13 protein-coding genes are annotated in these 20,140 nt (G+C 67.0%); 5 read left to right on the plus strand and 8 right to left on the minus strand.

What is annotated here, in order from left to right; all coding sequences use genetic code 11:
- Window positions 1-58 precede the first annotated feature (58 nt).
- The 4 genes from J1N50_RS16380 to ung are packed head-to-tail and all read right to left on the minus strand — an operon-like array spanning window position 59 to window position 2,289.
- The gene (locus J1N50_RS16380; protein ID WP_215355675.1) at window positions 59-523 is read right to left on the minus strand and encodes a YaiI/YqxD family protein; all 465 of its coding nucleotides are present in this window, start codon (window positions 521-523) and stop codon (window positions 59-61) included.
- Window positions 524-535: 12 nt separating this feature from the next.
- A complete protein-coding gene (locus tag J1N50_RS16385; protein WP_215355677.1) occupies window positions 536-817 on the minus strand; it encodes a DUF427 domain-containing protein in 282 nt (93 codons plus the stop codon).
- Between the two features lie 12 nt (window positions 818-829).
- The gene (locus J1N50_RS16390; RefSeq protein WP_215355679.1) at window positions 830-1,588 is read right to left on the minus strand and encodes a sulfite exporter TauE/SafE family protein; all 759 of its coding nucleotides are present in this window, start codon (window positions 1,586-1,588) and stop codon (window positions 830-832) included.
- Window positions 1,585-2,289, minus strand: a complete 705-nt coding sequence (gene ung, locus J1N50_RS16395) for a uracil-DNA glycosylase (protein ID WP_215355681.1) — start codon at window positions 2,287-2,289, stop codon at window positions 1,585-1,587. Before ung ends, J1N50_RS16390 begins: the two co-directional genes overlap by 4 nt.
- 172 nt (window positions 2,290-2,461) lie before the next feature.
- Between ung and J1N50_RS16400 the strand changes: the two genes are divergently transcribed.
- The 5 genes from J1N50_RS16400 to J1N50_RS16420 all read left to right on the plus strand — a co-directional run bounded on the left by J1N50_RS16400 (window position 2,462) and on the right by J1N50_RS16420 (window position 13,184).
- Window positions 2,462-2,788: a phosphoribosyl-ATP diphosphatase gene (locus J1N50_RS16400; protein WP_215355683.1), complete on the plus strand. Its 327-nt coding sequence runs from the start codon at window positions 2,462-2,464 to the stop codon at window positions 2,786-2,788.
- A 9-nt stretch (window positions 2,789-2,797) separates the two neighbouring features.
- Window positions 2,798-3,175 carry a histidine triad nucleotide-binding protein gene (locus J1N50_RS16405; RefSeq protein WP_215355685.1) on the plus strand — a complete coding sequence of 126 codons (378 nt, stop codon included), beginning with the start codon at window positions 2,798-2,800 and terminating at the stop codon, window positions 3,173-3,175.
- 224 nt (window positions 3,176-3,399) lie between these two features.
- Entirely contained in the window at window positions 3,400-9,237 is a 5,838-nt protein-coding gene (locus J1N50_RS16410) for an alpha-2-macroglobulin family protein (RefSeq protein WP_215355688.1), read from the plus strand.
- Window positions 9,238-9,406: 169 nt separating this feature from the next.
- Complete coding sequence (gene pbpC / locus J1N50_RS16415) at window positions 9,407-11,530, plus strand: penicillin-binding protein 1C (protein WP_215355690.1); 2,124 nt, start codon at window positions 9,407-9,409, stop codon at window positions 11,528-11,530.
- Window positions 11,531-11,642: 112 nt separating this feature from the next.
- On the plus strand, window positions 11,643-13,184 hold the full coding sequence (locus J1N50_RS16420; protein WP_215355693.1) for an amino acid permease: 1,542 nt from the start codon (window positions 11,643-11,645) through the stop codon (window positions 13,182-13,184).
- Window positions 13,185-13,235: 51 nt separating this feature from the next.
- Here the strand turns inward: J1N50_RS16420 and J1N50_RS16425 are convergent, their stop codons facing one another.
- The 4 genes from J1N50_RS16425 to J1N50_RS16440 all read right to left on the minus strand — a co-directional run bounded on the left by J1N50_RS16425 (window position 13,236) and on the right by J1N50_RS16440 (window position 20,044).
- Window positions 13,236-14,474 (minus strand): multidrug effflux MFS transporter, encoded by a 1,239-nt coding sequence (locus J1N50_RS16425; protein WP_246553671.1) that lies wholly within the window; start codon window positions 14,472-14,474, stop codon window positions 13,236-13,238.
- A 130-nt stretch (window positions 14,475-14,604) separates the two neighbouring features.
- Entirely contained in the window at window positions 14,605-14,907 is a 303-nt protein-coding gene (locus tag J1N50_RS16430; RefSeq protein WP_215355697.1) for a hypothetical protein, read from the minus strand.
- 25 nt (window positions 14,908-14,932) lie between these two features.
- On the minus strand, window positions 14,933-17,800 hold the full coding sequence (locus tag J1N50_RS16435) for a M16 family metallopeptidase (protein WP_215355699.1): 2,868 nt from the start codon (window positions 17,798-17,800) through the stop codon (window positions 14,933-14,935).
- A gap of 90 nt (window positions 17,801-17,890) precedes the next feature.
- Window positions 17,891-20,044, minus strand: a complete 2,154-nt coding sequence (locus tag J1N50_RS16440; protein ID WP_215355702.1) for an acylase — start codon at window positions 20,042-20,044, stop codon at window positions 17,891-17,893.
- Between the last annotated feature and the right edge of the window lie 96 nt (window positions 20,045-20,140).

Raw genomic sequence — 20,140 nt, forward strand, 5'->3', positions numbered from 1 at the left:
GATCGCGGTCACTCGCGCGAAGAAAAATGACAAGAGACCGAAAAGAAAGCGAAGAAACCTATCCTGCTCGCTTCAGCCGGACCAAAGCCGCGTCGAGCGCCTGCAGAAATTGCGACCGGTCGGCCTTCGAGAAGGGCGGTGGCCCGCCGACTCCCTCGCCCATCCCGGCGCGCAGGTCGGCCATGATCGCGCGCGTCGCGATCGCGGGGCCGATCGACGCCGTGGTGAAGGGCTTGCCGGTCGGCGCGAGAACGGTTGCGCCTGCCTTGAGCGCGCGATCGGCGAGCAGGATGTCTGCGGTCACGACGATGCTCGTCGCGTCCGCCGCCTCGGCGATCCAGTCGTCGGCGGCGTCGAAGCCGTCGGAGACCAGGATGCGCTCGATCAAGGGATGATCTGGCACGCGCAGCCGGCTGTTGCTGACGATCTTCACCGCAACCTCGTGCCGCCAGGCGACCTTGTATATTTCGTCCTTCACCGGACAGGCGTCGGCATCGACGAGGATTTGCGGGACGATGACCATGCGGGAAACGGGTCAGCCGACCGCGACCCCCTTCCAGAACGCGATGCGGCCCGCGATCGCCGCTGCCGCTTCCTTGGGATCGGGATAATACCAGGCCGCGTCCTCGTTCACCTGCCCATCGGCGGTGACATTATGATAATGCGCCACGCCCTTCCACGGGCAAAAGCTGGTCGTCGCGCTGTCGGACAATAGCGCCGCATCGACCGCCGCGCGCGGGAAATAATGATTGCCCTCGACGACGATCGTATCGTCGCTGTCCGCAATCACCTTCCCGTTCCAGACCGCCTGCACCATCGTTCGCCTTCCCTAGCCCGAGAGCCCGTCCCACAGCAGCTTCGCGCCGAGCGCGACCATCAACAGATAGATGATACCATAGAAACGCGCCCCGTCGATGCGCCGCAGCCAGCGCACGGTGAGCAAGGTCGAGACGATCGCGAGCGGCATCAGCAGCAGCGCCGCGACGATCACCTCGTGCGGAAAGGCGCCGAGCGCGAGATAGGCGGGCACCTTCAGCCAGTTGACCACGGCGAACAGGATCGCGCTCGTCCCGATGAAGGTCAGGTGCGGCAGCTTGCGCGGGGTCACCCACATCTGGAACGGCGGTCCGCCGGCGTGCGCGATCTGGCTGGTCAGCCCCATGAACGCGCCGAAGATCGTCCCGACCCAGCCCGGTGACGTCGAGGCGGCGACGACGCGTCCGCCGCGTTCGATCCACAGCCGGTAGAGCCCGAAGGCGAGCGTGATCGCGCCCAACGCCGCCATCAGCTGCGCTTCGTTCACGCGCTCGGCATAGAACCAGCCCGCGAAGATGCCGGCCGCCGCGCCGGGGAGCATCCAGCCGATGATCCAGCCGTCCCATGTCTTGCGGAACGACCAGACGCTGATCACGTCCTGCACGATCAGGATCGGCAGCAGCACCGCCGCCGCGGTCGCGGGCGGCAGGACGAGCGCCGCGAGCGGCGTCGCGAGCGCACCGACGCCGGCGAGCCCGCCCTTCGCCATGCCGAGCAGGATCACCGCCACGACGAGCGCCGCGAGCGTTACCGGGTCGGCCAATATACTCATGCCTCGGGATTGTCCGGGAGGCGCCAGTCGATCGCCCCGCGCCCGTACATCTCCAGGAAAGCATTCGCCTGGCTGAAGGGCTTCGATCCGAAGAAACCGTTATGCGCCGACAGCGGCGAGGGGTGCGGCGCGCGCAGGATCAGGTGCGGGCTGCCCGCGCCGAGTCCCGGCACATTCGCCGCCTTCTTCTGCGCATGGCTGCCCCACAGGATGAAGACCTTGGGCGCCGGATCGGCCGCAACCGCAGCGACCGCGGCGTCGGTGAATGTCTCCCACCCCCTGCCCTGATGCGACGCCGCCATCCCCGCCTCGACCGTCAGGCAATTGTTGAGGAGGAGCACGCCCTGCTCGGCCCAATGCTTAAGATAGCCGTGCGAGGCGGGCGGAATGCCGAGGTCGGCCTTCATTTCCTTATAGATATTGACGAGGCTCGGCGGGGTGCGGACGCCGGGCTGGACCGAGAAGCAAAGCCCGTGCGCCTGCCCCGGCCCGTGATAGGGGTCCTGTCCCAATATCACGACGCGCACATCCTGCGGCGCCGTCGCGTCGAGCGCGGCGAACCAGTCGCGCGGCCGCGGATAGATCGTCTTGCCTTTGGCGCGCTCCTCGGCAAGGAACGCCTTGAGCGCAGCCATATAGGGCTGCTCGAACTCGCTGCCGATGCGGGCGAGCCAGTCGGGATGCAGTTTGACCTCGGCCATGCCCGCGCTTCACCAGAGGGATCGCGGCTTGTCCAGCCGCTATTGGCAAGCTACCCCCTCCCCGCTTGTGCCGAGCTTGTCAAAGCACCGTTCTTCTTGCGACATCGCAAGGAAAGAACGGCCCTTCGACAAGCTCAGGGCAAACGGCTTATTAACGGGCAAGGGATTTGACATGGCGATCGGCGAAGCATTGGCGCGGCTCGAAACGGTCGTGAAAGACCGGCTCGCCGCGGGCGACGGGGGCACCTCCTATGTCGCGAGCCTCGCCGCCAAAGGCCGCGGCAAGATCGCGCAGAAGCTTGGCGAGGAAGCGACCGAAACCGTCATCGCCGCGCTCACCGAGGACGATGCCGCGCTGACCGGCGAAGCGGCCGATCTGGTCTTCCACCTCACCATCCTGCTCGCCGACCGCGGCCTCGGCTGGGACGCCGTCGCCGCCGAACTGGCGCGCCGCCACGGCATCTCGGGCCACGCCGAAAAAGCCAGCCGTCCCCAATAGGAGCCTTCCATGCCGATCGACGCGACGCTTCCCTATGACGACAACAATGTCTTCGCGCGCATCCTGCGCGGCGAATTGCCGTCGAAGACCGTCTATGAGGACGAGTTCGCGCTCGCCTTCCACGATATCAATCCGCAGGCGCCGTTGCATATCCTCGTGATCCCCAAGGGCTCTTACGTCAGCTGGGACGATTTTTCGGAGCGCGGCAGCGACGCCGAAATCGCGGGCTTCGTCCGTGCGGTCGGCAAGGTCGCACGCGATCAGGGGCTCGTCGCACCCGGCTATCGCCTGCTCGCCAATGTCGGCCTCGACAGCCATCAGGAGGTGCCGCACCTCCACGTCCATATTTTCGCCGGCAAGCCCCTCGGACCGATGCTCGCAAGGTGAGCGGGCACATATAGTTCCACCCTCGTCGTTCCGGACTTGATCCGGGACGACGAATATCGGGGAGCGCCGGGTCCCAAACTCGCCAATTTTCGAATCTGTCTATGACCGCCGTCACAGCGCATTGGCCGCCTGCGGTTAACCGTGCGCGATGCGCGGCGACGGGTGGACTCAAGCCCCCGTTTCCAGCAGGATAGCATTTTGGGTCAGACCGGGGAGACAGGGTAATGCGGCACGGATGGCGGGCGCTGGCGAAGAGCTGTGCCGGTAAGGTCAAGCTGGCCCTCATCGTCCCTCTCGGTCTCGCGCTCGCCGCTGCGGGCGGGGACACCGTCCCGCAGGTCACCCTCGCGACGCCGGGGTCGTCGGGCACCGGCGACGGCACCATAAGCCGCTTCACCCTGCGCTTTTCGGAGGACATGGTCGCGCTCGGCGACCCGCGCGCCAGGGCGCCCGCGACCCATGACTGCAAGGTCGATGCAACGAGCCGCTGGGTCGACACGCGCACCTGGGTACTCGAATTCGAAAAATCGCTTCCCGGCGGCGTCAGCTGCCACGTCGATCTCCGCTCCGGCCTCACCACCGCGCGCGGCGTGAGCGTCGTCGGCAACAGCCGGTTCGAGATCGACACCGGCGGTCCTTCGGCACGCGCGGTGCTGGCGGGGGGAATGTACGACGGGATCGAGGAGGACCAGATCTTCCTCGTCGCGACCAACGTCGCCGCCGATCGCGCCTCGGTCGGCCGCTTCGCCTATTGCGCGGTCGACGGCATCGGCGAGAAAATTCCCGTCGACGTGCTGCCGCGCGACACCGCGGTGCAAATCCTCGAAGGTCTGGGCAGCGACTGGTCGGCGCAATCCTTCGCTTATGACGCGGGCCTGCCGCTGCGCCTGCCCGCCGCGGGCGGCGACCGCGATGCGCTGCTCGACCGCGTCGTTCCGGTCAAATGCCGGCGCCCGCTGCCGCCGGGGCGCGAGATGGCGCTCGTCTGGGACGCCCGCATTTCGCAGGCCGGGGTGCCGAGCCGCACCGCCGGCCGCGACCAGCGTTTCGACCATGACGTGCGCCCCGCCTTCACCGCCAAAATGTCGTGTAGCCGTGTCAATCCGCAGGCGGGCTGCAACCCGCTGAAGGACGTCAACGTGGTTTTCGCCGCGCCGGTGCTGCGCGAGACCGCGCTCGCCGCGACGCTGAGGACCGCCGACGGCAAGAGCTACACGGCGAAGGTCGACGACGACGACAAGAACGACAAATATCTCGAGCGCGTCCATTTCTCGGGCCCGCTGTCGCAGAATGTCGATGCGACGCTCGTCCTGCCCGCCGACATCACCGACCAGAGCGGCCGGCGCCTGCAGAACCAGTCGAATTTCCCCCTGAAATTCCACATCGACCGCGCCCCGCCGCTGGTCAAATTCGCCGCCGAGTTCGGCATCCTCGAGGCATCGGAAGGCGGCGTCCTGCCCGTCACCGTGCGCGGGGTCGAGGCGTCGATGGTCAGCAGGAATCTGAAAATGCCCGCGACGACGCTGAAGGTCGGCGACGACGATGCCGCGATCGCGCGCTGGCTGAAGCGCGTCGCCGACGCCGACGACACCGACTATCGCGAGGAAAAGAACGCGAATGGCGAGGATGTCACCGTCAACTACACCGGCACCAAATCGGTGTTCGAGGACGCTCCCGCGGGCGGCGAACGCCGCGACATGCAGCTTTCGCCCGCCGCCGGCGGCAAGGAGTTCGAGGTCGTCGGCATCCCCTTGGCCGAAAAGGGCTTCCACGTCGTCGAGATCGCCAGCCCCGAGCTCGGCGCGGTGCTGCTCGGCCGCAAGGCGACGCGCTATGTCACGACCGCGGCGCTCGTCACCAACATGGCTGTGCATTTCAAATGGGGCCGCGAGAGCTCGCTCGCGTGGGTGACCGCGCTCGACACCGGCCTGCCCGTGGCGGGCGCCGAAATCCGCGTCACCGACAGCTGTACCGGCCGCCTGCTCGCGCGCGGCACCGCCGACAAGGCCGGCCGCCTCGCCTTCCCGAACGGCCTGCCCGAACCCGAAACCTATTCGAGCTGCGAGGAAGACCCCGATCCCGCGAGCAGCGACGGCCACGCGCTGATGGTCAGCGCGCGCTCGGGCGACGATTTCAGCTTCACGCTAACCGACTGGGGCAACGGCATCCGTCCCTATGACTTCGACCTGCCCTATGGCTGGTCGGAGCGCGACGACATCCTGCACACGCTCTTCGACCGCGCGCTCGTCAAGGCGGGCGAAACGGTGCACATGAAGCATATCCTCCGCCGTCAGGTCGGCACCGGCTTTTCGACGCCGAAGCCGCTCGCGGGCAAGCTCCGCCTCGTCCATCGCGGCTCGGACACCGAGTTTGAAATGCCGTTCGCCATCGACGCGAACGGCAGCGGCGAGACGACATGGAACGTCCCCGCGACCGCGCCGATGGGCGATTATGAGCTCGTCTTCGTCACCAAGGACAAGAAGGGCGAGGACAAGACGATCTGGTCGGCCCAGACGGTCCGGGTCGACGAATATCGCCTGCCGACGATGAAGGCGACGGTGACGGGGCCGAAGGAGCCCCCGGTGCGTCCGACGGCGGTGCCGCTGTCCTTCTTCGTCGGCTATCTCTCGGGAGGCCCCGCGCCAAACCTGCCGGTCGAGATCCGCACCAATTTCCGTGCCAGCTGGAACGCGCCCGAGGATTATCAGGACTGGGACTTCGACGGCCAGCCGGTCAGGGAAGGCGTGATCCAGCTCGACGACAGCGGCGAGGAACCCGCAGCCGACCTGCCGCTCGCGCGCTCGGTTCCGCTCAAGCTCGACGCCAATGGCAGCGCGACGACCAGCATCGCGGTCGACCAGCCGATCACCCAGCCGACGCAGATGGCGGTCGAGATGGATTATGAGGACGCGAACGGCGAGACGCTGACGTCGAGCCGCCGTGTCATGCTCTTCCCGTCGGCGGTGCGCCTCGGCGTCAAGACGGACGGCTGGCTGATGCGCGACAAGGATCTGCGCCTCAACTTCGTCGCGCTCGACTTGGGCGGCCGCCCGATCGCGGGCCAGCGCGTCCAGGTCGCGCTCTACAATCGCGAAATCATCACCGCGCGGCGCCGCCTGATCGGGGGCTTCTACGCCTATGACAACCAGATGCGCACGACCAGGCTCGACGCGACGTGCAGCGCGACGACCGACAAGCTCGGCCGCGCGCGCTGCGCGATGGCACCCGGCGTCTCGGGCGAAGTCACCGTCGTCGCGACGACAGTCGACGCCGACGGCAACGAGGCGCGCGCGGTGCGCTCGGTCTGGCTCGCGGGCGACGACGACTGGTGGTTCGGCGGCGACAATGGCGACCGCATGGACGTGATCGCCGAAAAACCGCGCTATGCCGCGGGCGACACCGCGCGCTTCCAGGTCCGCATGCCGTTCCGCGAAGCGACCGCTCTCGTCACCGTCGAGCGCGAGGGCGTGCTCTCCAGCTTTGTCGTCCCGCTGAAGGGCACCAACCCCGTCGTGCAGGTCAAGCTGCCCGCGACTTACGCGCCCGACGTCTACGTCTCGGTGATGGCGGTGCGCGGCCGCGTCACCGGCAACGAAAGCTGGTTCCGCCAGATGAAACGCGCGGTCGGCTTCAAGATCGAAAATAGCGAGGGCGCGCCGCCCACCGCGCTCGTCGATCTCGCCAAGCCGAGCTACCGCCTCGGCATCGCGAAGATCAAGGTCGGTTGGGAAGGCCATCAGCTCGGCGTCAAGGTGAAGGCCGACAAGGAAAAATACGCGATCCGCGAGACCGCCAAGGTCGGGATCGAGGTGAAAAATCCTTCGGGCAAGCCAGCCAGCGGCGCCGATGTCGCCTTCGTCGCGGTCGACGAGGCGCTGCTCCAGCTCGCGCCGAACGAAAGCTGGAAGCTGATCGACGCGATGATGGGCGAGCGTACGCTCGACGTCCTCACCTCGACCGCGCAGATGCAGGTCGTCGGCAAACGCCACTACGGCCGCAAGGCGCTCGAACCCGGCGGCGGCGGCGGCGGCGACCTTTCGGGGCTGACCCGCGAGGACTTCCGCCCCGTTCTGCTGTGGCAGGGGCATGTCCCGCTCGACGGCAAGGGCCGCGCCACGGTCGATGTGCCGATGTCCGACAATCTCTCGGGCTTCCGCCTCGTCGCGATCGCGACCGACGGCTCGCAATATTTCGGCACCGGCGAGACGAGCGTGCGCACCGTACAGGATCTCGGCGTCTATGCCGGGCTGCCCGAACTGGTCCGCACCGGCGACGTCTTCGACGCGCGCTTCACGCTCCGCAACGGCACCGACAAGCCGATGACGGTCACCGCGACCCCCGCGCTGTCGCCCGCCGTCGCGACCGCGCCGCCGCTCACCGTGACGATCCCCGCGGGCGGCGCGGTGCCGGTCAGCTGGCAGGTGACCGCACCCGAGGCCACCGGACCGATCCAGTGGACCGTCGATGCGGTGTCGAAGGACGGCAAGGCGCGCGACCGCCTCGTCTTCGATCAGCTCGTCGAGCCGGCGATCCCGGTCGAGACCTGGGCCGCCAGCCTGTTCCGCGTCGGTCCCAACACGACGCTGCCGATCGCGATCCCAGCGGGCGCGCTGCCCGGCGGCTATGTCGACGTCGCGCTCGCGGGCACGCTCGCGCCGCCGCTCTCGGGCGTGCGCGACTATATGGCGATCTATCCGTACAATTGCTTCGAACAGTCGACCTCGCGCGCGATCGCGCTTGGCGATCTCGGCCGCTGGCAGGCGCTGGCGGGGGCGATGCCGACCTATCTCGATAAGGATGGCCTGCTCCGCTATTGGCCGAACGAGCGGATGGACGGCTCGATCGAGCTGACCGCCTATGTCATGTCGATCACCGCCGCGAACGGCTTCGCCATCCCCGACGCCTCGAAGGCGAAGATGGTGAAGGCGCTGCAGGCGGTCGTCGAAGGACGCCTGACCCGCAAGGGCTATGGCCCATACGACCTGCGCCCGATCCGCATCGCCGCGCTCGCGGCGCTCGCGCGCAACAATGCCTCGACCCCCGCGCTCGTCGCATCGATCGATACCAAGCCGATCGACATGGCGACCGGCACGCTCGCCGACTGGCTCGTCGCGATCGAGCGCACCCCGGGGGTCCGGGGCGCCGCGGCGCTGCGCGTCGCGGCGGAGGCCGAGCTGCGCAAGCGGCTCGTCTATGAAGGCACGCGCCTCGACCTCGTCGACGACGGCAATGCGCCGTGGTGGATGATGACGAGCGGCGACGAAATGGCGATCAAGGCGCTCGAAGCCGTGCTCGGCCGCAAGGGCTGGGAGGATGACGCGGGCAAGCTGATGGTCGGGGTCGCCCAGCGCCAGCGAAAGGGCCATTGGGACACCACCCCGGCGAACGCCTGGGGCGCGGTCACCGTCCGCCGCTTCGCGGAGCTCTACCCGGCGAGTGCGATCACCGGGGTCACCAACATCAGCCTTGCGGGCAATAGCGCCTCGCAAAGCTGGCCGCTTCCGGCCGAGACGCCCTCGCCGCTCCGCATCGCGCTCAACGCCGCGACGATGAGCCTCCAGCATCAGGGCACCGGCGCGCCATGGGCGACGGTCAGCGTCAAGGCCGCGGTGCCGCTCAAGGAACCGCTCAACGCCGGCTACCGCATCAAGCGCTCGGTCAGCCTCGTGAAGGCCGCCAACAAGGACCGGCTGACGCGCGGCGACGTGATCAAGGTGCGGATCGAGGTCATCGCCGCCGCGGGCCGCACCTGGGTCGTGATCAACGATCCGGTCCCGCCCGGCGCGACGATCGTCGGCAACCTCGGCGGCCAGTCGGAGATGCTCGGCGCGCAGGCGGGCGGGTCAAACTGGCAGCCCTCCTACGTCGAACGCGGCAAGGATAGCTGGCGCGGCTATTATGGCTGGATGCCCGCGGGCACCCACGCGGTCGAATATGTCGTCCGGTTGAACGGCTCGGGCAAATTCACCCTGCCCCCGACGCGCGTCGAGGCGATGTACTCGCCCGCCATCCGCGGCCAGTGGCCGAACGCGCCGGTGACGGTGGCGGCTTCGGCGGAGTGATGCCGTCGCGGGCTAATACATCCTCCCTGTCGCGCAGCGATGGGGAGGTGGCGGCGCGAAGCGCTGACGGAGGGGCCTTGGCACTGCCGTCGCAGCCCCTCCACCATCCTGCGGATGGTCCCCCTCCCCATGCCTGTGGCACGGGGAGGATTGCTTAGGCTGCCAATCCATGCCCGCCAAACGCCGCTGGAAGGACATTCTTGCCTGGCTCGCCCTCGCCGCGCTCATCCTCGCCACCGCCGCCCACCTCCTCACCCGCCCGCCAACCATGCCCGCCTACGAAACGGTGCGCGCCGGCTGGAAGCCCAGCGAAGCCTGGCTCTACGACCGCGACGGCCGGCTCCTCGACAGCGAGCGCGTCGATTTCGAGCGCCGCCGCCTCGCGTGGGTGCCGCTGAAAGACATCAGCCCCGATGTCCGCAACACGGTTGTTGCAGCCGAGGACCATCGCTTCTGGTCGCACGGCGGGGTCGACTGGCTCGCGATCGCCAGCGCCACGAAAGCGCGCTGGACCGGCGGCCGCTCGCGCGGCGCCTCGACCTTGCCGATGCAGCTCGCCGCCTTCCTCGCCCCCGAGCTCGCGCAGCCCGGCCAGCGCGGCTGGCTCGCCAAGATCCGCCAGATGCGCGCCGCGCAAGCGCTCGCGGGCGAGTGGACGCACGAGCAGATGCTCGAGGCCTATTTCAATCTCCTGCCGCTGCGCGGCGAGGCACAGGGCATCGGCGCCGGCGCGCAGAGCCTGTTCGGCAAAACCCCCGCCGAGATGAACCGCACCGACGCAGCGCTCTTCGCCGGCCTCCTCCCCAACCCCGCCGCGAGCGCCGAGATGCTTGGCAAGCGCGCCTGCCGCATCGCGAAGGCGGCCGACTGCACCGCGATCGACGCCGCCGCCGCGACGCTCGTATCGGGCGAGCGCGCGACCCGTTTCGATCCCGGCCTCGCCCCGCACCTCGCGACGCGCATGCTCGACAAGCCCGGCAAGCGCGTCACGACGACGATCGACCGCCGCATCCAGACCGCAGCGATCGTCGCGCTGCGCCGCCAGCTCGCGGGGCTCGGCGCAACCCGTGTCCGCGACGGCGCGGTCGTCGTGCTCGACAATGCGACCGGCGAGGTGCTCGCCTATGTCGGCGGCGTCGGGCTCAAATCGACCGCGGCTGAGGTCGACGGCGCCAACGCGCCGCGGCAGGCGGGCTCGACCTTGAAGCCGCATCTCTATGCGCAGGTAATCGAACATGGCTGGCTGACCGCTGCCTCGATCCTCGACGACAGCCCGGTCCAGCTCGACACCGCTTCGGGGCTCTATGTCCCCAGGAATTACGATCACAGCTTCAAGGGGCCGGTCAGCGTTCGCCATGCGCTCGCTTCGTCGCTCAACGTCCCCGCCGTGCGTGCGCTCGTCATCGACGATGTCCAGGAGTTCCGCGACCGCCTGTGGGTCTTGGGCTATCACAGCCTTGTCGAGGACGGCGAATATTACGGCTTCAGCCTTGCGCTCGGATCCGCCGAGGTCTCGCTGGTCGAACAGGCCAATGCCTTTCGCACCCTCGCCAATCAGGGCCGCTGGACCCCGGTGCATTTCCGCAAGGGCGAACCGGCCGGCGAGCCGCGCCAGATCGTCCGGCCCGCCGCCGCCTTCATCGTCGGCGACATCCTCGCCGATGCGTCGGCGCGCGCCGACGCCTTCGGCGCCGACAGCGCGCTCCGCCTGCCCTTCTGGGCGGCGGCGAAGACCGGCACATCGAAGGGCATGCGCGACAACTGGTGCGTCGGCTTCACCGACCGCTACACCGTCGCGGTCTGGGTCGGCAATCTCGAGGGCGATTCGATGCGCGCCGTCTCGGGCACCTCGGGCGCCGCGCCCGTCTGGCGCGACGTGATGATGGCGCTCCACGCGGGCAACCCCGGCAAGCCGCCGAAGATGCCCGAAGGCGTCGAGGCGCGCCGGATCAGCCTGCCCGGCACCCGCGAGCCGCCGCGCCGCGAATATTTCCTGACCGGCACTGCGCAGAGCGAAATGGCGGCCGCGCCGCAGGCTGCGCGCCGCCCGCGCATCACCAGCCCGGTCAGCGGCAGCGTCTATGCTCTCGATCCCGACATCCCGATCGACCGCCAGCGCCTTGCGGTGATCGTCAGCGGCGACGTTCCCGGCTACCGGCTGATCCTCGACAAGCGCGTGCTCGGCGACGCCGACGGCGGGCAGCAGATATTGCCGCGCCCCGGCATCCATATGCTGACCCTCGTCGATCCGGGCGGCAAGCCGATCGACCGCGTCCGCTTCACGGTGCGCTGAACTGCGACGAAGCCCCTGTCACACGCCTGAAATTAAGTTGCGCTGACGCGCAGAGCCTTTAGTCTGCGCCGCCAGGAGAAGGCCCGTTCCGGGCCCCAAAGGGGAATTTTGGATGATATTTGGTCGCGTCAAATCGCTCGACGCCATCTTGGCCACCGCCGAGAAAAAGTCGCTGCACCGATCGCTCGGTGCCTTCCAGCTCACCATGCTCGGTATCGGCGCCGTCATCGGCACCGGCATCTTCGTGCTGACCGCCGAGGCCGCCCAGAAAGCGGGTCCGGGCATGATGATCAGCTTCATCATCGCCGGCGTCGTCTGCGCCTTCGCGGCGCTCTGCTATGCCGAAATGGCGGCGATGGTGCCCGTCTCGGGTTCGGCCTACACCTATAGCTACGCCGTGATGGGCGAGTTGATCGCATGGATGGTCGGCTGGGCGCTGATCCTCGAATATGCGGTCGCCGCGGGTGCGGTTTCGGTCGGCTGGTCCGGATATGTTGTTGGTTTGCTTGAGAATCTTCTGAGCATCGACATACCCGACACCCTTGTCGCGGGGCCGTTCGACGGCGGCGCGATCAACCTGCCCGCGATGTTCATCGCCGGGCTCGTGACCTGGCTGCTCGTCATCGGCACCAAGGAAAGCGCAACCGTCAACGCGATCCTCGTCGCGATCAAGGTCACCGCGCTCACCGTCTTCATCGTCCTGGCGGTTCCGGTCATGAACAGCGAGCAATTCTCGCCCTTCGCACCGACCGGCTTCATCGGCATCTCGATGGCGGCAGCGTCGATCTTCTTCGCCTATGTGGGTTTCGATGCGGTCTCGACCGCGGCCGAGGAAACCAAGAATCCCCAGCGCAACATGCCGATCGGCCTGATCGGCAGCCTCGCGATCTGCACCATCTTCTATCTGCTCGTCGCCGCTGGCGTGATCGGCGCGCCGGGCCTCAGCTCGCAGCCGGTGACCGGCGCAGCGGGGGCAGTCCTCGATCCCGGCAGCCGCGAACTCGCCGCACAGTGCGCAACGCGCGCCGCCGAAGGGTTCAAGGATGTCGTCTGCTCGAAGGAAGCGCTGGCCTTCACACTGCGCGAAATCGGCTGGCCGCAGATCGGCAATCTGCTCGGCCTCGCCGCGGGTCTCGCGCTGCCATCGGTTATCCTGATGATGATGTTCGGCCAGACCCGCATCTTCTTCGTGATGAGCCGCGACGGCCTGCTTCCGGCAGCTTTCTCGAAAATCCACCCGAAGTTCAACACGCCGCACGTCATCACGATCATCACCGGCATCGCGGTCGCGCTGTTCGCCGCCTTCTTCCCGGTGGGGCAGCTCGCGAACATCTCGAACTCGGGGACGCTCTTCGCCTTTGCCGCCGTGTCGATCGCAGTGATGGTGATCCGCAGGACCGAGCCGAACCGCCACCGGCCCTTCCGCACGCCGCTGGTGTGGATCACCGCGCCGATCGCAATCCTCGGTTGCGTCTATCTGTTTGTCAGCCTCGATCACAAGAGCATCATCCTCTTCCTGATCTGGGCGGCGGTCGGGCTGCTCGTCTATTTCGGCTACAGCCGCTCGCGCAGCCATGTCGGGCTCGGCCATGTCGACGAGGTCCACGAAGAGGACCCCGACGCGCCGCCGCAACCGGTCCCGCCGGTCGCCTGAGGAACCATCGAGTAAGGGAAAGGGGGCTTCGGCCCCCTTTCTTTTGCGCCTTCAGAAAGGCGTCTTGGGCGCGGTTCCCGGCCGCGTGAACAGCTTGCCGCGCTCGGCCCAGAAGACGAGCGTCAGCCCGACCGCACCCGAAATCAGGAAGGCATAGGCGAGCGGCAGGGTCGTGCCATCATATTGCTGTCCGATCAGCGCGCCGACCGCCGCCGCGAGCAAGGTCTTGGCAAAGCTCTGATACGACGACGCCACCCCGGCCATATGGCCGAAGTCCTCCATCGCGATCGATCCGAAATTGCTGCCGATGAAGCCGATCAGCCCGACGTTGACCATCATCAGCACGGTGAACATCCACAGCGTCTCGGCGCCGCTCAACGCGACGCCGATCTGGACGATCGAGGTCGCCATGAAGGCGAATGTCGCGCTTTGCGAGACGCGCCGCGCCCCGAAGCGCTCGACGATCGCGGCGTTCGAGAAATTGGCGGTCGCGATGCCGAGCGCGACGCAAGCGAAGACCAGCGGGAACCAGCTGCGCGCATCGAAGATATCGGCGATGATCTGCTCGCTGCTGTTGAGATAGCCGTAGAGCGCGCCCTGCATCATGCCCGACGCGATCATATAGCCGGCGGCGCGGCGGTGCCGCGTCACCGTCGCCCAGCCCGCGATCATCGTCCTGAGATCGAGCGGACGGACGTCCTCCGCTCGAAGCGTCTCGGGCAGGCGACGCAGCCACAGGATCATCACGACGCCCATCACCGCGAGCACGATGAAGATTGCGCGCCAGCTCGCGAAGAGGGTTATGCCCGCACCCATCGTCGGGGCGATCGCCGGGACAATCATGAAGACGAGGAAGATCATCGACAGCCGCTTCGCCATCGCGTCGCCCGAGAAAAGGTCGCGGATGACCGCGACGACGATCACGCCGAGCGCGGCGCTGACGAGGCCGTGGCCGAAGCGCAGCGCGAGCAGGATCGGAAAGCTCGTCGCGAGCCCGCAGCCGATCGAGAAGGCAACATAGGCGAAGAGCGCGGGGACGAGCACGCCCTTGCGCCCGAAGCGGTCCGACAATGGCCCATAGACCAGCGAACCCGCGCCGATGCCGAAGAGATAGGTCGAAATGACATATTGCCGGTCGTTCGGCGTCACGACGCCCAGCCCCTCGCCGATCGCCGGAAGCGCGGGCAGCATCGAATCGATGGCGAGCGCGTTGAGCGCCATCACCATCGCCATCATGAACACCATTTCGCGGTCGCCGGGCATGCGGGACCGCTGGGAGGATTCGGTCATTTTGTGCATTGCAGCGGCGCTATGCGCCTCCGATGCCGCTTTGGATAGCCCCCGACCGAGGAAAAGCTATGCAAAGCAAAAGGGCCGCCCCATCCGGGACGGCCCTTTCCGTTTCCGGACGACCCGAAAATCAGGCCTGACGCGTGCCGGTCATCGCCATCGAGCCGAACGCACCGGCCTTGATCGTGCCGGTCAGCGCGTCGCCGTCGATCGTCGCTTCGCATTCGAGCGTCATCGGCATCGGCACCTTCATGTTCATGGTCCAGGTCAGCTTGTTGCCGTCGACCTTGCCATTCTCGACATCGAGCGAACCCATCGCGCCGGCGTTCTGGCCGGTGAAGCTGTCGCCGTCGCTCTTCACGGTGAAAACCGACTTCTGGTCGCCCATCGGCGACTTGGTTACGCAATCATAGCTGCCATCGACACCGGACATAGACTCTCTCCTACTGAAACTGATGTTAGTTAGCGGGTGTCGCTATTTCCACCGGCAGGCCCAGCCCGTCAAGCTGCGGTTTGACCACGGCCGCGTCGCCGACGACGACATAGACGAGATCGCCGGTGCTGAGCGCCTTGCGCGCCGCGGCGTCGATTTCCGCGGTCGTCATCGCCTCATAGGTCGCGGGCAGCTTCTCGTAATAATCGTCGGGGCGGCCGAACTTCACGATCTGGCGAATCCCGCCGAGCACGTCGCCCGAGGTTTCGAAGCTGCCGGGCAGTTCGCGGACGCTGCCGTTCACCGTCCGCTCCAGTTCCTCCTGCGTCGTGCCCTTGTCGCCGAGATAGGCCTGGATGTCGCTCTGGAACTCCCTGATCGAATCGCCGGTGCGGTCGGCCTGCACCGGCGCCACCGCGACCCAGGTCAAACGGTCGCTGTCGTTCGAGATGCGCGAGCGCACGCCATAGGACCAGCCCCTGGTCTCGCGCAGGTTCATGTTGAAACGCGACAGGAAATTGCCGCCGAAGATATCGTTCGCAGCGCGCAGCGGTTCGATCTCGTCGCTACCCTTCACGGTCAGCACCTTGCCCGCCATGATCACCGACTGCGGCGACTTCGGCCGGTCGAAGAGCAGGATGCGCGGCTTCGGCGTCGGCACCGGCGTTTCGAAATGCTTGGCGCCCTTCGCGGTCGCCGCCGGCGCCTTCCAGTTGCCGAAGGCGGCATCGAGCTGCTTCGTTACCTCTTTCAGCGTGGTGTCGCCGACGACGAAGATGCGCGCATTGTCGGGGCGGATCCATGCCGCATGGAAGGCCGCGAGCTGGTCGCGCGTCGCCGCGGTCACCGCACTCGTCGTGCCCAGCCCCGACGGCGGAATGCCATAGGGATGATCGGCGCCGTACAGCACCGGCATCAGCACGCGGCTGGCGATCGCGTTGGGATTGTTGAGTTCGGCCTTGAGGCGATTGAGCTGCTGCGCGCGCACCCGCTCGAGTTCCTGCGCATCGAAAGCCGGATTGCGGATATAGTCGGCAAGCAGGCCGAGCGAGGCGCTGAGATTGGGCTTCAGCGCGAACAGGCTGAACACCGTCTCGTCGGCGGTCGCGGTTCCGTCGATCTGCGCGCCGAGGCGCTCCTTCGCTTCGGCAAAGGTGATCGAATCGCGGCTCGTCGTGCCCTCGTCCATCAGGCTGAGCATCAGCGACTGGGTGCCGAGCGCATCGTGCGGATCGGCGGCATAACCCGCATCGAAGCTGACCGCGACCTGGACCGTCGGCACCGTCGCGCGGCGCGCGAAGACGACTTCGATCCCGTTCTTGAGCTTCGCGCGCTCGATCGCCGGAAAGTCGAGCGCTTTCAGGTCGGCGACGGCCGGAAGCTGCGAGCGGTCGGCGAACGAAGCCGCCGGACCCACATCGCCGAGTTCGGGGTTCCAGTAGCGGTCGGGCGCGACCGCGCTGACCTTGCCCGCCGTCACCGCGCCGCCCCGATTCTCGCCGCCCTCGGTGCGTTCGCCGGGGGTGTAGGTGAGCGAGAAGGCCGGACGCGACATCCATTTGCGCGCGACCGCCATCGTCTGCTCGGGGGTCGCCTTGGCGAGCCGGTCGAGCTCGACCTTGTAATAGGCGGGATCGTTCGAATAGAGCGCGCCTTCGGCCAGCGTCACCGCCTTGCCGCCAAAACCGCCGACCGATTCGAGCCCCGAGATCGTCCCGCCGAGATAGCTCGCCGCGGCGCGCTGCAATTCGTCGGCGGTCGGCCCGGTTTCGAGGAATTTCGCGATCTCGGCGTCGAGCTTGTCGCCGACGACCTTCGGATCGACGCCGGGCTTCACATCGGCCTGGACGATCAAGATGCCCGCATCCTCATAGGTTTGCGCGCCCGCGCCGACGCTGACCGCGACAGGATCCTTGCGCACCATCGCGTTGTCGAGCCGCGACGAGGACAGTCCGCCGAGCACCGCCGCCGCCATCTGCAGCGGCACCGCCTCGGCATCGTTAAGTCCCGGGATCGCCCACATGCGATAGATGCGCGTGGTCGGCACCAGATCCTTGACCTCCTTTGCCAGCGGGGCGGGCAGGGTCGGCACCGACGCCGGCGGCGCCTTCACCTCGGGTCCGCGCGGGATATCGCCGAACCATGTCTGCACTTTGGCCCTTGCAGTGGCGACATCGACGTCGCCCGCGAGGACGAGCACGGCGTTGTTCGGGCCGTAATTGTCGGTGAACCACTTCTTCACATCGGCCAGGCTTGCCGAATTGAGGTCGGCCATCGAACCGATCGTGCTGTGGTGATAGGGATGCCCCTTGGGGAAGAGATTCTCGAAAATCTCGTAGCGCAGCAGGCCATAGGGATTGTTGTCGCCCTGCCTTTTCTCGTTCTGGACGACGCCGCGCTGGTTATCGAGCTTTTCCTGCGTCACCGCGCCGAGCAAATGCCCCATGCGATCGCTTTCGAGGAACAACGCACGGTCGAGCGCGCCGGTCGGCACCGTCTCGAAATAATTGGTGCGGTCGAAGCTGGTCGTGCCGTTGCTGTCGGTCGCGCCGACCTGTTGCAGCGGTTCGAAGAAATCGCCCGGCGCATTTTCCGAGCCGTTGAACATCAGATGCTCGAACAGATGCGCGAAGCCCGTCTTGCCCGCGGGTTCGTGCTTCGACCCGACGCGATACCAGACCGACACCGCAACGACAGGCGCCTTGCGATCCTCGTGGACGATGACGCGCAGGCCGTTGTCGAGGGTGAAGCTCTGGTACGGAATGTCGACCGCTTTCACGAGGTCGGCGACGGGTGCGGGCTTTGCCTCCTTCGCCTTGGCGAGCGCGGGGCCCGCGGCGACGAGCGAGGTCGACAGGGCGAGGACGAAGGCGGCACGGTGGAATCGGGGCATGAACTTCCTCTTGAAGCAAGGCCGCGCGAACGCGCGATCGGGGTGCCGGACGGCACTGTATCAGCGGTTTAGGACGGTGCTTCGCGGCTTTCAAGGCCGATAGAAGCGCGCTCCGCTGGCTTTCAGCGCCGCCGGATCGAACAGCACCGGCTTGAGCTTGTGCTGGACGAACAGCTTCGCCTGGTCGTTATAGTGCGGACTGTCCGGCCGCGTCGTCGCGGCGCCGAACGGCTGGACCGATTCGGACCGCACCTTGCCCGCCGCATCCCAGGTCACGAACATGATGAAGCTGTCGCCGTGGCGCACCTTCAGCCGCCCGTCGGGTTCGACATCCCACAAGGTCGAGGCGCGCACCGTATCGTTGCCGCCGTCGAGCGGCAGGTCGATGCGATGCGCGCCCTCGCCATGCCGTAGCCGCAGCACGGTGCCGAGCTTGGGATCGAGTCCGGCAAAATGCTCCTGCAGGTGGTTCACCGTTTCGGTCAGAACCTGACGCGGATCGGGGTCGGGCTTGCGCTGATAATGGCTGCCGTTGGCGGGGCGCAGCACCATCAGCGCGAGCGCGTCGCCCTTGCCCTTGCCGTCGAGGTTCCAGTCCCACTGGCGGAGCAGGCTCTGCGCCTCGGCCAGCGCCGGATCACCCTTGGTATCGAGCGCGAGCAACCGGTCCATCCACGCCTTGGCGTAGCCGGTCTTCGCATAGGCGGTGTCATACTTGATCGCCTTCAGCCGCGCCTCGTCGATCCGGCCCGATTGCTCGAACAGGGTGATCAGCCGCGTCGCGCGGTTGGTCATGTCGTCCTCGATCCCGAGCAGCGGCGAGAAGGCGGCGGCGTCGAGCTCGTCGCCCGGCCCCGCCGCGACCCACGGCGTGTTGTTCGCGTTCATCACATAGCCCGAGCGCGGATTGACGAGCGCGGGGACGCGGTCGAACGGCAATGTCTTCGTCCAGAGGTCGGCCGAGGTGTCGCCCGGCAATATGCCGCGCCAATTGTAACCGGCGGGCCGGTCGGGGAACATCGCGTTGTAGAAAAGTCCGATATTGCCCTTCGCATCGGCGTAGATGAAATTGGTCGCGGGGACACCCTGCCCCGCCATCGCCGCGCGCCACTCGGCGAAATTCTTCGCCTTGTTCAGCCGGTAATATTGGGTGACCATATTCGCCTGATCCATCCCCGCGTACCGGATCGCGAAGGCGCCCCTGTCGTTCCGGATCACCGGCCCGTGCACCGACCGATAGATCGTCCGCGGCACCGGGATCACCAGCGGCCCATATTTGACGCGCAGCCATATGCGCTTTTCCTCGAGCGGCAGCCATTTGCCGTCGTAGCGATATTTCTCGCCGCTGTCGTCGAGCACCAGCTTGTAGATGTCGATGAGGTCGGGCCGGTTCACCGTGTTGGTCCAGCCGAGATATTTATTGTGGCCGAGGAAGGGATAGGGCGAGCCGGGGAAGTTGGCGCCCGCAAAATCCCAGCCCTCGCCGCTATGGACGACCAGCTCGTACCATGCGACCCCGCCGGTCCATGGCTGGTGCGAGTTGGAGACGAGCCGCGTCGCGCCGTCGGTGGCGCGCGACGGCGCCACCGCGATGCCGTTCGAGCCATTGGCCTCGGGATCGCGACCGACCGGAGTCAGCTCGCGCGGCACCAGCTTGCCCTTCGCATCGAGCGACGGCCCGCCCTCGCGGCCCATGGGCCTGTCGCCGGTCAGCCCGCCGAGCACCGAATCGAGCCCGAAGAAAAAGGGCGATCGCAGCACGAAGCCCGCGACGACGTCTTCGCCGGTCACCGGGAACAGCCCCGACAGCCGCACCTCGTCGGGATGCTTGTCCGCATAATGGTTGAGCCCCGCAGCATAGGCGGTGAACAGCGCCTGCACATCCTTCGGCAGCCGCGGCCAGTCGCGCGCGGTCGTCGCCCGCACATCGAGCAGCGCCGCGGCATAATCGACCTTCGCGCCATCCTCGCCCAGCATCGCGGCGGCGCGCCCGCGCGTCATCGCCAGCACTTCCTGCAAGGTCGAAAAATCATCCTCGGCGTGGGCGTAAGCGACGCCATAGGCGACGTCGGCGTCGGTCTTTCCGAAGATGTGCGGCACGCCATATCTGTCGCGCGCGATCTGCACGTCGGTCGGTTTGAAAGCCGGCGCGGTCGGCGCCTGCGCCGTCAGCGGCTCCCAAAGCGCAAGACCGGCGAGGATCGCCACGAACAGGACCAGGACGCCGACGAAAATTTTGCGCATCCGCTTTTCTGCTCCATTCGATATCGATGATGCCGATCTCATGGCCTAAATTTCACGGCGCGAAAAGCCATGGCCTTGTGTTGCAAAATGGCAACA

The organism is Sphingopyxis soli, assembly GCF_018682675.1.
Lineage (GTDB): Bacteria > Pseudomonadota > Alphaproteobacteria > Sphingomonadales > Sphingomonadaceae > Sphingopyxis > Sphingopyxis soli.

Excerpts from the sequence above, each read along its gene's own strand:
- J1N50_RS16380 (WP_215355675.1), bottom strand. The coding sequence starts at position 523 with ATGGTCATCGTCCCGCAAATCCTCGTCGATGCCGACGCCTGTCCGGTG.
- J1N50_RS16385 (WP_215355677.1), bottom strand. The coding sequence starts at position 817 with ATGGTGCAGGCGGTCTGGAACGGGAAGGTGATTGCGGACAGCGACGAT.
- J1N50_RS16390 (WP_215355679.1), bottom strand. The coding sequence starts at position 1,588 with ATGAGTATATTGGCCGACCCGGTAACGCTCGCGGCGCTCGTCGTGGCG.
- ung (WP_215355681.1), bottom strand. The coding sequence starts at position 2,289 with ATGGCCGAGGTCAAACTGCATCCCGACTGGCTCGCCCGCATCGGCAGC.
- J1N50_RS16400 (WP_215355683.1), top strand. The coding sequence starts at position 2,462 with ATGGCGATCGGCGAAGCATTGGCGCGGCTCGAAACGGTCGTGAAAGAC.
- J1N50_RS16405 (WP_215355685.1), top strand. The coding sequence starts at position 2,798 with ATGCCGATCGACGCGACGCTTCCCTATGACGACAACAATGTCTTCGCG.
- J1N50_RS16410 (WP_215355688.1), top strand. The coding sequence starts at position 3,400 with ATGCGGCACGGATGGCGGGCGCTGGCGAAGAGCTGTGCCGGTAAGGTC.
- pbpC (WP_215355690.1), top strand. The coding sequence starts at position 9,407 with ATGCCCGCCAAACGCCGCTGGAAGGACATTCTTGCCTGGCTCGCCCTC.
- J1N50_RS16420 (WP_215355693.1), top strand. The coding sequence starts at position 11,643 with ATGATATTTGGTCGCGTCAAATCGCTCGACGCCATCTTGGCCACCGCC.
- J1N50_RS16425 (WP_246553671.1), bottom strand. The coding sequence starts at position 14,474 with ATGACCGAATCCTCCCAGCGGTCCCGCATGCCCGGCGACCGCGAAATG.
- J1N50_RS16430 (WP_215355697.1), bottom strand. The coding sequence starts at position 14,907 with ATGTCCGGTGTCGATGGCAGCTATGATTGCGTAACCAAGTCGCCGATG.
- J1N50_RS16435 (WP_215355699.1), bottom strand. The coding sequence starts at position 17,800 with ATGCCCCGATTCCACCGTGCCGCCTTCGTCCTCGCCCTGTCGACCTCG.
- J1N50_RS16440 (WP_215355702.1), bottom strand. The coding sequence starts at position 20,044 with ATGCGCAAAATTTTCGTCGGCGTCCTGGTCCTGTTCGTGGCGATCCTC.